At 61.1% G+C, this 13,481-nt stretch carries 15 protein-coding genes and 1 other RNA gene; 4 read left to right on the forward strand and 12 right to left on the reverse strand.

The window, feature by feature from the left end; all coding sequences use genetic code 11:
* The 3 genes from V3C85_RS03930 to V3C85_RS03940 all read right to left on the reverse strand — a co-directional run bounded on the left by V3C85_RS03930 (nt 1) and on the right by V3C85_RS03940 (nt 2,697).
* On the reverse strand, nt 1-1,341 hold the full coding sequence (locus tag V3C85_RS03930) for an 8-oxoguanine deaminase (protein WP_331793772.1): 1,341 nt from the start codon (nt 1,339-1,341) through the stop codon (nt 1-3).
* A gap of 112 nt (nt 1,342-1,453) precedes the next feature.
* A complete protein-coding gene (locus V3C85_RS03935) occupies nt 1,454-2,254 on the reverse strand; it encodes an inositol monophosphatase family protein (protein ID WP_331793773.1) in 801 nt (266 codons plus the stop codon).
* A gap of 80 nt (nt 2,255-2,334) precedes the next feature.
* Nucleotides 2,335-2,697: a helix-turn-helix domain-containing protein gene (locus tag V3C85_RS03940; RefSeq protein ID WP_331793774.1), complete on the reverse strand. Its 363-nt coding sequence runs from the start codon at nt 2,695-2,697 to the stop codon at nt 2,335-2,337.
* A 321-nt stretch (nt 2,698-3,018) separates the two neighbouring features.
* Here V3C85_RS03940 and V3C85_RS03945 point away from each other — a divergent pair, with 321 nt between their 5' ends.
* Nucleotides 3,019-3,981 carry an NADPH:quinone oxidoreductase family protein gene (locus V3C85_RS03945; RefSeq protein WP_331793775.1) on the forward strand — a complete coding sequence of 321 codons (963 nt, stop codon included), beginning with the start codon at nt 3,019-3,021 and terminating at the stop codon, nt 3,979-3,981.
* Here the strand turns inward: V3C85_RS03945 and V3C85_RS03950 are convergent.
* Nucleotides 3,969-4,856 (reverse strand): LysR family transcriptional regulator, encoded by an 888-nt coding sequence (locus V3C85_RS03950; protein ID WP_331793776.1) that lies wholly within the window; start codon nt 4,854-4,856, stop codon nt 3,969-3,971. The two genes, V3C85_RS03945 and V3C85_RS03950, sit on opposite strands and share 13 nt — an antisense overlap.
* 133 nt (nt 4,857-4,989) lie before the next feature.
* Here V3C85_RS03950 and V3C85_RS03955 point away from each other — a divergent pair, with 133 nt between their 5' ends.
* From V3C85_RS03955 to V3C85_RS03965, 3 genes are all read left to right on the forward strand, one after another.
* A complete protein-coding gene (locus tag V3C85_RS03955) occupies nt 4,990-5,232 on the forward strand; it encodes a DUF1127 domain-containing protein (RefSeq protein WP_331793777.1) in 243 nt (80 codons plus the stop codon).
* 142 nt (nt 5,233-5,374) lie between these two features.
* Complete coding sequence (locus V3C85_RS03960; RefSeq protein ID WP_331793778.1) at nt 5,375-6,118, forward strand: Bax inhibitor-1/YccA family protein; 744 nt, start codon at nt 5,375-5,377, stop codon at nt 6,116-6,118.
* 93 nt (nt 6,119-6,211) lie between these two features.
* A complete protein-coding gene (locus tag V3C85_RS03965) occupies nt 6,212-6,682 on the forward strand; it encodes a cupin domain-containing protein (RefSeq protein ID WP_331793779.1) in 471 nt (156 codons plus the stop codon).
* 82 nt (nt 6,683-6,764) lie between these two features.
* Here the strand turns inward: V3C85_RS03965 and rpmG are convergent, their stop codons facing one another.
* The 8 genes from rpmG to V3C85_RS04005 form a co-directional block, all read right to left on the reverse strand.
* Entirely contained in the window at nt 6,765-6,932 is a 168-nt protein-coding gene (rpmG, locus tag V3C85_RS03970; RefSeq protein WP_018301779.1) for a 50S ribosomal protein L33, read from the reverse strand.
* 110 nt (nt 6,933-7,042) lie between these two features.
* An RNA gene (rnpB, locus tag V3C85_RS03975) (RNase P RNA component class A) lies at nt 7,043-7,459 on the reverse strand.
* A 12-nt stretch (nt 7,460-7,471) separates the two neighbouring features.
* The gene (locus tag V3C85_RS03980; RefSeq protein WP_445941974.1) at nt 7,472-8,167 is read right to left on the reverse strand and encodes an N-acetylmuramoyl-L-alanine amidase; all 696 of its coding nucleotides are present in this window, start codon (nt 8,165-8,167) and stop codon (nt 7,472-7,474) included.
* On the reverse strand, nt 8,137-8,883 hold the full coding sequence (locus V3C85_RS03985) for a hypothetical protein (protein WP_331793780.1): 747 nt from the start codon (nt 8,881-8,883) through the stop codon (nt 8,137-8,139). Before V3C85_RS03985 ends, V3C85_RS03980 begins: the two co-directional genes overlap by 31 nt.
* Before the next feature lie 36 nt (nt 8,884-8,919).
* Entirely contained in the window at nt 8,920-10,398 is a 1,479-nt protein-coding gene (gene gatA, locus V3C85_RS03990; protein WP_331793781.1) for an Asp-tRNA(Asn)/Glu-tRNA(Gln) amidotransferase subunit GatA, read from the reverse strand.
* A complete protein-coding gene (gene gatC / locus V3C85_RS03995; RefSeq protein ID WP_331793782.1) occupies nt 10,395-10,682 on the reverse strand; it encodes an Asp-tRNA(Asn)/Glu-tRNA(Gln) amidotransferase subunit GatC in 288 nt (95 codons plus the stop codon). The genes gatA and gatC overlap by 4 nt, the downstream gene beginning before the upstream one ends.
* A 71-nt stretch (nt 10,683-10,753) precedes the next feature.
* Nucleotides 10,754-11,677 carry an MYG1 family protein gene (locus V3C85_RS04000; RefSeq protein ID WP_331793783.1) on the reverse strand — a complete coding sequence of 308 codons (924 nt, stop codon included), beginning with the start codon at nt 11,675-11,677 and terminating at the stop codon, nt 10,754-10,756.
* The gene (locus V3C85_RS04005; RefSeq protein WP_331793784.1) at nt 11,674-13,470 is read right to left on the reverse strand and encodes a TniQ family protein; all 1,797 of its coding nucleotides are present in this window, start codon (nt 13,468-13,470) and stop codon (nt 11,674-11,676) included. Before V3C85_RS04005 ends, V3C85_RS04000 begins: the two co-directional genes overlap by 4 nt.
* Between the last annotated feature and the right edge of the window lie 11 nt (nt 13,471-13,481).

Below are 13,481 nucleotides of genomic sequence, written 5' to 3' on the forward strand. Positions count from 1 at the left end.
TCACTTCCTAAGCTTTCCGGCCAATGCGGTCTGGCGCTCGATGACCCGGGGCAGATCTATCGTAGCCACCTGCCCCGATGCAACCACCCTGCGCCCCTCGACCAACAGATCGCGCACCCGCATCGGGCCGCAGAAGATCAGCGCCGCCACCGCATCCCAGTGCCCCGCAGCCTCAATGCCCGACAGATCCCAGATCGCCAGATCGGCGCGCTTGCCCACGGCGATCTGGCCGCAATCGTCCCGCCCCAGCACCTGCGCCCCGCCACGGGTGGCAATCTCCAGCGCCTCACGCGCGCCCATGGCGTCGGCACCCAGACTGACACGTTGCAGCAGCATGGTTTGCCGTGCCTCGGCCATCAGGTTGCCGGCATCATTGCTGGCCGACCCATCAACCCCCAGACCAACCTTGACACCCGCATCCCGCATCGCCCGCACGGGGGCGATGCCACTGCCCAGCCTGCAATTCGAGCACGGGCAATGCGCCACACCCGTTCCGGTTCGGGCGAACAGATCGATCTCTTGCCCATCCAGTTTGACGCAATGCGCATGCCAGACATCAGCACCCGTCCAGCCCAGATCTTCGGCATATTGGCCCGGACGCACCCCAAATCGCGCCAGACTATAGGCAATATCCTCATCGTTTTCGGCAAGATGCGTGTGCAACATCACGCCCTTGTCGCGGGCCAAAAGCGCCGCGTCGCGCATCAGATCGCGGCTGACCGAAAACGGCGAACAGGGGGCCAATCCAACCCTGACCATGGCCCCCGGTCGCGCATCATGAAAGGCGTCAACGACGCGGATCATGTCGTTCAAGATCGCCGGTTCGGTTTCAACCAGACTGTCAGGCGGCAGCCCACCAAGGCTTTCGCCAATGCTCATGGCGCCACGGGTGGGGTGAAAACGCAGGCCAATTTCGGCGGCGGCGTGAATTGTATCCTCTAGCCGGCTGCCGTTTGGGTAAAGATACAGGTGGTCTGACGTCAATGTGCAGCCAGACAGCGCCAGTTCAGCCAACCCGACCTGCGCACTGACGAACATCTCCTCTGGTCCGAAACGGGCCCAAATCGGATACAGGGTCTTGAGCCAGCCAAAAAGCAAGGCGTCCTGACCGCCGGGCACAGCGCGGGTCAGAGTTTGGTAAAGGTGATGGTGGGTGTTCACCAGGCCCGGCGTCACCGCGCAACCTTGGGCCAAAATCTCTTCCGCCCCAGAGGCTTGCAAGCCATGACCAACCGCTGCAATCGCCCCGTCGCGGATCAGGATGTCAGCCCGCTGCAGTTCGCGACGGTCATCGTCCATCGTGACGATGACATCCGCTTGTCTGATCAAGGTATCGGCCATCGGTGGTTCCCTGCCCCCCTTCGCTGGTACCTGCCGCAGGACGACAGAAGGGGAAAGGACCGCGCCCGCAGATCAAGTCTTAGCCAGCACAGGGCCGACGCGCAACCGGCTGTCAGCCGTTCAGCAGCGCCATAACCTCGGCATGAATGGTGCGATTGGCGGCGGCCAGCACTTGCCCACCCTGATGGCACGGGCCGCCCTGCCAATTGGTGACCACGCCACCAGCCGCTTCGATGACCGCAATCGGAGCCTGCACATCATAGGCCTGCAAGCCAGCCTCGACGACGACATCAATCATCCCGGCGGCAATCAGGCCATAGGCATAGCAATCCGTGCCATAGCGCGTCAGCTTGGCCTGCGCCGAAACGCGGCGAAAGGCCTCGGCCTCGGCGGCGGTGCCCACTTCGGGAAAGGTGCTGAACAAGATGGCCTGCGACAGCGGCCTTGCAGGCCGGGCTTTCAGCGCGGCTTCACCTGACGGGCCCACAACTCGGGCACGGCCAAAACCACCCTCAAAGCGTTCACGGATATAGGGCTGATCGATCAGGCCATAAATCGGCCCAGAGGCATCGGCGACCGAGATCAGAACGCCCCAAGTGGGGGTGCCCGACAGATAGCCGCGCGTGCCATCAATCGGATCAAGCACCCATGTCAGCCCCGATGTGCCCGCAACTGCCCCAAACTCCTCTCCCAAAACCGCATCCATCGGGCGCCGTTCTGCCAGAATGTCACGCATCTTTTGTTCAGACAGTCGATCCGCCACCGTAACAGGATCAAAGCGGTCGCTTTCCTTGGTATCGGCATCCAGACCGGCGGTGCGGAAATGCAGCAACGTCGCCTCACGCGCGGCATCGGCCAAGGCGTGGGCGGTGGATACAAGCTGATCAATGGTTTCAGGCGAAAGTCCGGGCATCTGCTCACCTTGCAAAAATGGGGCAAGACACCCCGCAAGGGGCGCTAACGCCGCCCCCCGCGCAGGTCAAGAAAAATGCGTCACGCCACGTCGCTGAGAACGCGCGCCAGATCAAACAGGCGCCGCCGTTGGGCCTCGGGGATGGCGTAGTAGGACCGGACCAGTTCCAATGCCTCTTTATCGGCCAACATATCCCCACCGGGGGCCGCCGCAGAAGCACCTTCGCCAGACAACCCTTCAAAAAAGAAGGCAATCGTCACCCCAAGGGACTGAGCAATATCCCAAAGCCGAGAGGCGCTGACCCGGTTCATGCCGGTTTCATACTTTTGAATTTGCTGGAATTTGATTCCAACCTTGTCCGCCAGTTGCTGCTGGGTCATGCCAACCATCCAACGACGATGGCGAATACGCTTGCCAACATGGGCATCGACAGGGTGCTTCATAATTTGCTCCGTACCAAGTTATTCATTCTGTAACATGCAACAAGCGTGCCAATTATGGAATTGTTTCCAATTGGCGCCACTCACTGCTCAATCCGGACCGATTTTCACCCAATCCAGTCGATGCTGTTGCACAAGTGAATCACAATCCACCTTCACGCAAAAGAGGCAGGACGCTCACCTGACACGCGCAAAACGAGTATTTCCTTTTGCAATGCAATTTGCAACGATTCTCGGCGCATCCTCGCATTCTGCACAACTGTTTGGCTTTGCGCGCAAGAAAATGTCCAGCTAGAAAGCAGTATTGACAGGAAAGGTGAAATTATGCGCCGATGGTTGATCGAAAATTTCAATGACGCCCCCAGACTGACAACCTGTGACATCGCCACCCCAAAGGCTGGCGAGGCACTGGTGCGGGTTCACGCTTGCGCATTGAACTTTGCCGATCTGCTGATGGCACAAGGCAAGTATCAGGAAACACCGCCAACACCCTTTGTCCCCGGCCTTGAGTTGTCGGGGGTCGTGACCGCCCTTGGCCCTGACACCGCAGGCCCCGCGATCGGCACCCGTGTTGCCTGTTACGCAGGCCAAGGCGGCCTGGCCGATTATGCCTGCCTGCCGGCCGACCGATTGCTGCCCCTGCCCGACGTGATGCCTTTTGATGATGCGGCGGCCTTTCTGGTGGCTTATGGCACGTCGCATCTTGCGCTGTCGCACAAGGCCCGGCTTGCACCTGGTGAGACTTTGCTGGTTTCGGGGGCCGCAGGGGGTGTTGGACTGACCGCGGTAGAGTTGGGCAAGCGGATGGGCGCGCGCGTTGTTGCCACGGCCCGCGGGCCGGCGAAACTGGACATCGCAATGCAAGCGGGGGCCGATAGCGTCATTGATAGCGACGCGCCCGATCTGAAGCAGCAGTTGCGCGACCTTGGCGGCATAGATGTGGCCTATGATGCGGTCGGCGGCAGCGCCTTTGACACCGCCCTGCGCGCGATGCGGCCGGGTGGCCGAATGCTGGTGATCGGCTTTGCCAGCGGCAGCGTGCCACAAATTCCGGCAAATCACCTGCTGGTCAAGAATGTTGATGTGATGGGCTTTTGGTGGGGCGGATACTTGCATTTTGCGCCCCGGCTTTTGACTGACAGCCTGGCCACCCTGTTCGACTGGTATCAGGCGGGCGGCCTGCGCCCGCATATCTCGGCCCGTCTGCCCCTTGAATCGCTGCCCGAGGGGCTGGAGATGCTGCGCAGCCGCAAGGCCACCGGCAAGGTGGTGATTCAGATCGCCTGACCCACCAGCGCAGGCTTGCCCGCCCGCGCGGCATAAGACCGACGGATCAATCCCGCCAGTTCCGTCACAGTCGGGCTGTGCACGGGCTGGGCCACATACAGATTCACCTTCATCCGCTTGAGTTCAGGCAAGGCCCCCCCGTGGGTCACCTTTTCGACATAAGGCGGTTCTGATCCCGCCAGCACGGTATGCACCGCAAGGTCGGCGCTGACGCTGGCCTCAATGGTCCGGGTCGAGTCGCTCTCGACCGCCATCTGCCAGGGAATGCCCGCCACATCCAACGCCGATTGAACGCTTTGACGGAAGATGCAGTTATGTTCATAGGCCAGCCGCAGGGGGCGTTGACGCCATGCCGTGCCGCCGGGGGCCCCAACCCAGATCAGCGGCAACTCGGCCAGGGTTTCCCCGGCCGGGTCCACACCATCTTCGGTGGTCAGGATGATATCGCATTCGCCCCGCCCAAATTGCGCCTTGAGCACGCGGGTAAACGAAGAAATCAGCGTCACCTTCATCTTGGGATAATTTCGCGCAAAATGCTGCAAAACCTGCGGGATCACCGGGTAAACAATGTCATGCGGCACCCCCAGCACAATCTCGCCATCATGCGGGTCACGCGTCAGCCGCCCCATCACCTCGTCATTCAGGGCCAACATGCGGCGGGCATAGCCCAGCAATTGCTCGCCTGCCGCCGTCAGCGAAACCTGACGCCCTGACCGATCCAGCAATTCAACGCCCAGCATCTCCTCCAGCCGCTTGATCTGCATCGAAACGGCGGATTGCGTCAGGTTCAAAAAGCCCGAAGCGCGCGTCACACCCCCCGCGTCAGCCACGGCCACGAAAGACCGAAGGGCGACCATGTCGAGATTGCGCGGCATATCAAGATTCCTGATTCCAGACTTCAAAACCATTCACTTCACTTATACATCGCGACACCCTATATCGTGCAAGGAAATTGATGCAGGCGCCCGATGGAGTCGCGCGCTGCAAGACCTCTGAAAGGAAAAGACCATGTTTGCCTCGCTCCACACCGCGACGCTGGCCACCCGGCGGGTTCAGTCGGTTGGCAGCGCCCCGCGCCTTCTGACGCTCGTGCGTGCTGCCCTTGCCGCGCGCCGCCAGCGCCAGTTTCTGGCCCGGCTTGATGACCGCACGCTGATGGATATCGGCCTGACACGGATGCAAGCTAGTGTCGAAGCTGAACGCCCGCTTTGGGAAGTGCCGCCAGCCGCCACGCGCGCTTGGGCCCTTTAAGAATCGGCCGCAGAAATCTGTTCCGCAAAACGCGAGTTTTCTGCCAAACCGCTTGAAATAGCCCCACAGGCTTCCGATATTGAACCCGAGCCTTGGTCTGATCAGTCAGACAGGGGCAACGGTTCAACTTCGGAGGCTTTATATGGCTGAGTATAACACGATCCGCACGGCCGGCGCAGGCGCGCAGGCCGCCGCACAAATTGACGTGGGCCTTCGCGCCCACATGAACAAGGTTTACGGCCTGATGTCCGTGGGCATGCTGCTGACGGGCGGCGTTGCTTGGGCTGTTGGCACCTCGGATGCCCTGCTGTCGATCTTCCGTGACCCGGTCACGCTGTCGCCCAACATTCTGGGCTGGATCGTGATGTTTGCCCCGCTGATCATGGTGTTTGCCTTTGGTGCAGTTCTGCAGCGCCTGTCCGTCGCGGCGGCGCAGCTGTTCTTCTATGCCTATGCCGCTGTCATGGGCCTGTCGCTGGCCTGGATCTTCAAGGCCTTTACCGGCGTGTCGATCGCCCAGACCTTTTTGATCACCTCGATCGCCTTCGCGGGCCTGTCGCTTTACGGCTACACGACCAAGAAGAACCTGTCGGGAATGGGCACCTTCCTGATGATGGGCTTGATTGGCCTGATCGTGGCGATGGTCGTCAATATCTTCCTCGCCTCGTCGGCCCTGGCCTTTGCCATCTCGGTCATCGGTGTGCTGATCTTTGCGGGCCTGACTGCCTATGACACGCAGAACATCAAGAACACCTACATCGAACATGCGATGGCGATGGATCAGGAATGGCTGGGCAAGGCCGCCATCATGGGCGCGCTGCAGCTGTATCTCGACTTCATCAACATGTTCATGTTCCTGCTGCAATTCCTCGGCAACCGGGAATAATCAACGCACCAGAACAAAGCTTGGGGCCGCCTTTGGGCGGCCCTTTTCTTTTGCGGCAAAGATGAAATGATGCCCCATCCAAAGGAGCGTCCGATGCCGCATTTCACCCCTGACCAGATCACACAAGACAGTTCCGATGGCACCGGCACCCCCTGCGGCCCCTACCGGGCACATCTGCTGTCAGACACCGGTGGCCTGACGCAATTCGGCGCCTTTATCGAGATCCTGCCACCCGGCTCTCGATCGGCGCTAAAGCATTGGCACGCGGCCGAGGATGAGTTGATCTACATGCTGGCGGGAGTGGTCACCTTGTGCGAAGGCGACAGCCAGACAGTGATGCGGGCAGGCGACACCGCCACCTTCAAGGCCGGCACGCCCATCGGCCATTGCCTTGAAAACCACAGCACGGCCGAGGCGCGTTATCTGGTCGTCGGCACGCGCGCGGCCAGCGATGTGGTCACCTATCCCGACCATGACCGCGTGCTGCGGTTTGATCGCGCGTCACAGACCCGCCACTACACCAGTGCCGCAGGCCAGCCCGCAAACAGCCCCTATGACGACTGACCGGCCCATCAACGGGGCCAGACACGCCAAATGCAAAAGACCGCCCCAAGGGGCGGCCCTATCGCATCAAAGGCAGGCGATCTTACTTGATCTTGCCTTCTTTGTATTCGACATGCTCACGCTTGACCGGATCGTACTTACGCACGGTCATCTTTTCGGTCATGGTGCGGGCATTCTTCTTGGTCACATAGAAGTGCCCGGTGCCCGCCGTCGAGTTCAGACGGATCTTGATCGTCGTCGGCTTCGCCATAGTCGTTCTCCTGCATCGAGGGGCCACAGCCCCCCGCGAAAATCCTTGAAGCCGCCTTTTACTTGGGCGTGGGTCAGAGTCAACAGCGAAACGCCACGTTCGACAGGAAATTGCGCGGATGGCCTATAAGCCGGATTCTGTCCGGGGTTTGGCCTTGCGACCGCCCCCTTGGATGACCATTCCTCTGCCCCCGCCGTTACCGGCGGGATCTAGCTGCCAACCCGGGCCTCTGGGCTGAAGTGTCCCTGCGGAGGTCTCTGCTGTCGCCTTTCGGCAGCCGCAGACCTTTCCGCACAAGGCCCCTATTCGGCATTGCTCCGGGTGGGGCTTGCCGTGCCGGCCCTGTTACCAGAACCGCGGTGAGCCTTACCCCACCGTTTCACCATTGCCCCGCATGCGAGGCTGTCTGTTCTCTGTGGCGCTTTCCCTGGGGTTGCCCCCGCCGGGCGTTACCCGGCACCCTTACTTCATGGAGTCCGGACTTTCCTCGCGCCCCTTGCGGGACACGCGGTCATCCAGCCATCCGCGCGAAACCGGGCTTACGCTTGGGCCGGGGTGGCGTCAACGGTCAAAGCGGCAAGGATTTGCAGATCGCGCGCATCCAGCGGCCCCGTGGCCCAAGGGCGATAGCGCAGGCGCAGGGCGCGCAGCAGCAGATCATCAGGCAGGTCGGTGGCATAGCCAAGCGCAAGCGCAAGCGGGCGAAATTGCGATGGCTGGGGGGCGGCAGGCAGGGGCAGTGATGGCCAAAGGGCCAGCCCCTGACGCGCCAGCCGCTGCCAGTCAAACCGGGGGCCGGGGTCGGATTTGCGGGCCGGGGCCATATCGGAATGGCCGATCACCCCACCGGGCGCAATGGCCCAGCGGTGCATCACCTGCCGCAGCAGCCGCTCAAGCGCCACCATCTGCGGTTCGGGAAACGGATGGTTGCCGCGGTTGGCCAGTTCAATACCGATGGAATGGCTGTTCACATCGGTAATCCCCGCCCATTCGCCCGCCCCGGCATGCCAGGCGCGAAAGGATTCATCGACCAACGCCTCGGCCTGACCAGTTTCAGAAATCAGCCAATGCGCCGAAACCTCGGCGTCAGGATCACACAGGCGATCCCGCGCCGCAGCGCAGCTTTCCATGGCCGTGTAGTGAATGACAATCAACGATGGCTTGGCACCGCCACGCCTTTCCGAAAAATTCGGCGACGGCAGTGTCACCGCAGCCGGAACGGCGACGGATCCCACGCGCAGGCATAGCCATCGCCATCGGGGTCAAGGCCCAAACGGTCACGCTCGGGCCCGCCTTTGGCCAGAAACTCGGTCTGCGCCAGATCAGGAGAGGCATAGCGGGCACATTTGGCCGCCGAGCTGCCCACCCCAAAGGACGACCGCCGATACAATTGAGTGCCCACCGGGTTGGTGGTGGCCAGTGCGTAATCTACGATATTCGGCCCCTGCTCACCCGGGCGGGTTGGCAAGGCGCCGGGTTGAATGACAACATATTGCGCGCGGTTCTGCTCGATGCGCTGCCGATCACTTTCAATCGTTTCACGCTGCGACACCGCCTGAAAATCGTTCTCATCCGAAATGCTGGGGTTCACCGCTGCCATCTCGCCCGATTCTTCGCGGATGTTCGATGGCGCATTGCCGCGCGGCCGCGAGGCTGCGGTTGACGGCACCGTCGGTGCCGCGCCGATCACGGCGGCGGCCGTCGATGGCTGCGACGGTGTTACGGCTGCGCCATCGGCCCGGTCAATCGCGGCCCCCACGACATCGGTCGAAAAGCCCGGCGGAACAATCGGATCCGGGCGGGCCGCTGCCGCCGCCTCACGCTGACGCAGATAGGAGTTATAGTCGCTGTAACCCGCCCCTGCCCCGCTGTCCGGCACTGTTGGCCCACAAGAGGCAAGCACAAGCAAGGATGCAGTCACAAGGCTGGGCAGTCGGGCGGACACAGGCATGTCGATTTGAACCGTTCAAGATGTTAAGCGCGGCCATTACCACCATTTTTGTGGCTTGGCCACAAATCCGGCGGCACGTTCCAGCACATAGGCGTGATTCAGCAGATTTGCCTCATCCCAGGGCCGGCCGATCAGTTGCAGGCCCATGGGCAGGCCCTTGGCATCCTGCCCCACCGGCACAGCCACCCCCGGCAAACCCGCCAGATTAAGGGTAACGGTAAAGACATCCATCAGATACATCTCAACCGGGTCTGCACCGCCCTTTTCGCCCAGACCAAAGGCTGGCGACGGCGTGGTGGGGGCCAGAATCGCATCAATGCCAGCCTCAAAGGCCAGTTCGAAATCACGCTTGATCAGCGCGCGCACGCGACGGGCGCGATTGTAATAGGCGTCATAGAACCCAGCCGACAGCACATAGGTGCCCGCCATGATGCGGCGCTGCGTTTCCGGGCCAAAACCTTCGGCACGGGTCTTTTCATACATCTCGGTGATGCCATCCCCTGCCGCCAATTTGGCGCGATGGCCATAGCGCACGCCATCATAGCGAGCCAGGTTCGACGATGCCTCGGCCGGGGCGATGACGTAATAGGCAGGCAGCGCGTATTTGGTGTGTGGCAGACTGATATCGACAATCTCGGCCCCTGCGTCACGCAGCATGTCCATGCCTTTGTCCCACAAGGCGGCCACATCGGCTGGCATGCCATCCAGCCGGTATTCGCGCGGGATGCCAATTTTCTTGCCCCGGATGTCGCCCGTCAGGGCGGCTTCGAAATCGGGCACGGCAATATCGGCGCTGGTCGAATCCTTGGGGTCATGCCCGGCCATCGCGCCCAGCATGATCGCCGCATCGCGCACCGATTTGGTCATCGGCCCCGCCTGATCCAGCGAGGAGGCATAGGCCACGACACCCCAACGGCTGACGCGGCCATAGGTTGGCTTGATGCCCGTGATACCGCAAAAAGCAGCTGGCTGGCGGATCGAGCCACCGGTATCGGTGCCCGTTGCGGCAAGGCACAGATCCGCCGCCACCGCCGCCGCAGACCCACCCGAAGACCCACCCGGGGTCAGCTTGCGATCATCGACCTGCCAAGGGTTGACCGCCGGGCCATAGCAGGACGACTCGTTGGACGAACCCATGGCGAATTCATCCATGTTCAGCTTGCCCAGCATCACTGCGCCCGCTTCCCACAGCTTGGAGGTCACGGTCGATTCGTATTCGGGACGAAAGCCAGCCAGAATATTCGACCCCGCCTGCGTCGGCACGCCCTTGACGGCGAACAGATCCTTGATGCCCACCGGAATGCCGCACATTGCGGGGGCCTCGCCGGTTTTCAGCCGCTCATCCGCCGCGCGGGCCTGTTCCAGCGCCATTTCAGGGGTTTTATGCACAAAGGCGTTCAGCGCATCGCCCGCATCCATGGCCGTCAGGCAGGCCATGGTCAGATCAACGGCCGAAATCTCGCCCTTTTTCAGCGCATCCCGCGCCGCTTCGATTGTCCAGCCATTCGCGCTCATTCCACCACCTTCGGCACTGCAAAGAACCCTTCGCGCGCATCGGGCGCGTTTTTCAGGACAGCGTCCTGAATGTTGCCATCTGTCACCACATCGGCCCGCCGCTTCAGCCGCTGCGGCGTGACGCTGGTCATCGGGTCAACCCCGGTCACATCCACTTCGTTCAGCTGTTCCATAAAGCCAAGGATCGACGACAATTTCTGCGCCAAGGCGGGCAGATCGGCGTCTTCAACCCGGATACGGGCCAGTTTTGCCACTTTGCGGGCGGTGTCGATATCGATGGACATGGGGGTTCCCTTTCCTTCACTGCGCCTCGTTTAGCCCCGCACCATCGGCCCTGCAAGGCCGAAGCCCCGCCTCAGCCTGCCAAGGCATCAGCCACGGCAAGGTCGGCCATGCGCAAAATCGCCTCGCGGGTGCTGGCCACGGCAATGAAACGGCCGTTGTGACAGAACTTGGCCCCCGCCACCCCGCTGGCCGATTCAAGTGCCGCATCGGTCAGCCCGGCCCAGGCGGCAGGCAAATCGGCGCGCAGGGCAAAGCTGCCCTCGCTGACGCGAATACCGTTCAGCGCCCAGTCTTCGTCACGGGGGTGGATGACGAACAGCAGATGCGACGCCCCTGCCCGGTCAATCGCCGCGCGATAGGGCATGCCCATCGGCAGCTCCAGCACGGCTGACTGCCCGGCATTGTCGATGGCGGCCAGAACCACATCTTCTGCCCGAAACTTGGCCAGCAATTGGGTGATCGTTGCATCGACAAAGGCACGGGCCACCGGCATGGCCTGCGCAAAGGCTGCATCTTCCGCCGCTGTGCTGCGATCATCATAGGGGGGCTTCAAACGCTCTAGCAAAACCGGCAGCGTCAGCCCCACCAGCGGGCCCGCAGCCGATGGATCCAGCGCCCCATTGTCCAGCAGATCAACAGGCAAAACAAAATCGAGGTCAAAGGCTGCGTGCAGCGCCGCCAGATGATCGGCTGGCACGGCCATGCTGCGCAGATAATCGGCCCCGAAATGCTGCCAGATCAGCCCGAAAGAGCTGTAGGGCTGCCCATCGGGGCGCAAGGGGGCCGGCTTTTGGTGGTGATCAAAGATCGCCTGGGCCGGATCATAATCGCGGCCCACGTCATAAATCACCCGATCGGCGGCCGGGGTAATCCAGTCTGGCGCACGGGTGCGCACCACTGACGCCTCTGGAAACAACCGGGTCAGAATGACCGAGCTTAACAGCTCATCCGCATGAAAGCCGCCGGAATGTGTCACCAGATACTGTGGCTTCATGCAGTCGGCCTGCTTTCAGTGGTTTGGCCCAACGGCCTGAATGTTGCGAAAGGGTGCTGTGACAACGCCCCGGCACATAGTTTGCTGGCTGTTGATCGGGCTGAAGTTGCCGCGATGAAGCCATGATATCGCATATAAATCAGAACATTACAATTCACCCATGTGAGACCGGCATAAAGATCCCACGAAAATCGGTAAACCTTATCGACCTTTAAGAAGGCAGCAAGAAAAAGGCAAGCCGAAGCGGGCCATTGACTGTTTCTTGTGGCGTTGGTCAGGCCACCGTTTTCGCGGAAATCAGAGAGCCGACATCGACGTAAATCGCGCCAATGCCCGATCGCTCCGGATTTCGGAAGGCGGAAATGCTTCCTTTGAGAACTGCCGCAAAAAGCAGATCGAACCGCCCGGCACCACGTTGGCTGGCATACGAAAGCGGATGAAGGCGGTTGTCGGAGCATTCCGGGATGTCCGGAAGCCTGGCGAGTGCCTCGAGGATCTCGTCGAGATGGGAACGGCCAAAGAGGACCTGGCGGACGGACCCGGGCGCATTTCTCGGGATCAAAGGCTGGACAAGGCCCTCCCGATAGAGTTTTTTTTTGCCGCTTGGTCGCCCCAAGGTAGTCTGGGACATCCCGCAAGGGAATTGCCGTTGCAAAAGCCTCGACCAGTGGAACCGTCCGAGCAACCTCAAAGACCATGTTTCCGACGTCCTTCTCAGTGGCATTGCCCGAGATGACCTCCATCTTCCGGAGAATGCGTGATAAACGTGGCCGCTCAATGCCAAGGGTCGCGGACAGGCTATAAAGGCTATGATACCGCCTCTCGTTCACTTCGACATCAAGGACCCTGGTCCCCGGCTCTACAGCGGAATGCTTGATGATATGGTCGCGAAGAATGTCGCGGATGGGTCCCGGATCAAGCGCGTTGCAACGACGATCCAGCCAATCAAAAAGCTGACCATATTGCGCGAGCGATCCTGCCTGAACCGCCGTTGCGGAAGAACTGCCGCGAATGGTGTCGAGGGCCTCTTCGATTGCCTCAGGGCCATCACTGTAAATGGCAAAGCCTATATCGGTCGCTTCTTCCGTCTCGGGGGCTGTCAACTTCGTGATGGCAACCTTATGGCCATGCTGCAAGATGGCGCCCAGCATTTCTGAGGCATCGAGGACCTGCTCGATGGTCTGACCGTCCATCCAGGTCTTTTCGGTGATCTTTCTTCCATCGAGCCGATCACGAAGCCAAGGCAAGTATGCCACGCCTTCAGCTTCGGCATCGAGGCCCATCCTCAGCACGCGATCAGCCAGACCAAGGCGCAAATTCGTTTGGCCAGCATTGGCCGCATCCATGAGCCAAATGTCATGGCGATCGCAGCGTGAGACATGGCGAAAGCCCCAGATCAGGCGGAAACGATAGTTCTCCAAACCGCCATCCTCATTAAGGCAAGCCGGACAGTAGCGGTTTGCTTGCTGGCTCAGGAAAGACTTTGAGATGGCCTCCCCGCGGAAACGCGCACCCCGTTGGGACACCCGAACGGACGCCCGTTGCAGGGCCTGAGAAGGCAGGCCGACAGCCTCGGCGAAGCCGTCCACGCTCTCCTCATGCCCAGACACGAAGTGCTGGCGGTTGATGCCGAAATCGCGGAGGAGGCGATCCATGCCATCGCCCGTGTGGAACATGGACAGGCGGTCCGCATAGGAAAGAAGCGTCTCTTCCGGATCAAGCGGAAAGGGCGGCCAAAGAGCCATCACTGCCCCCAACCGATAGCGAGAAGTTCCGACTTCACGGAAGCCCAATCAGAATTCTC

The organism is Pseudotabrizicola sp. L79 (genome assembly GCF_036553525.1).
In the GTDB taxonomy this organism is placed as follows: Bacteria; Pseudomonadota; Alphaproteobacteria; order Rhodobacterales; family Rhodobacteraceae; genus Pseudotabrizicola.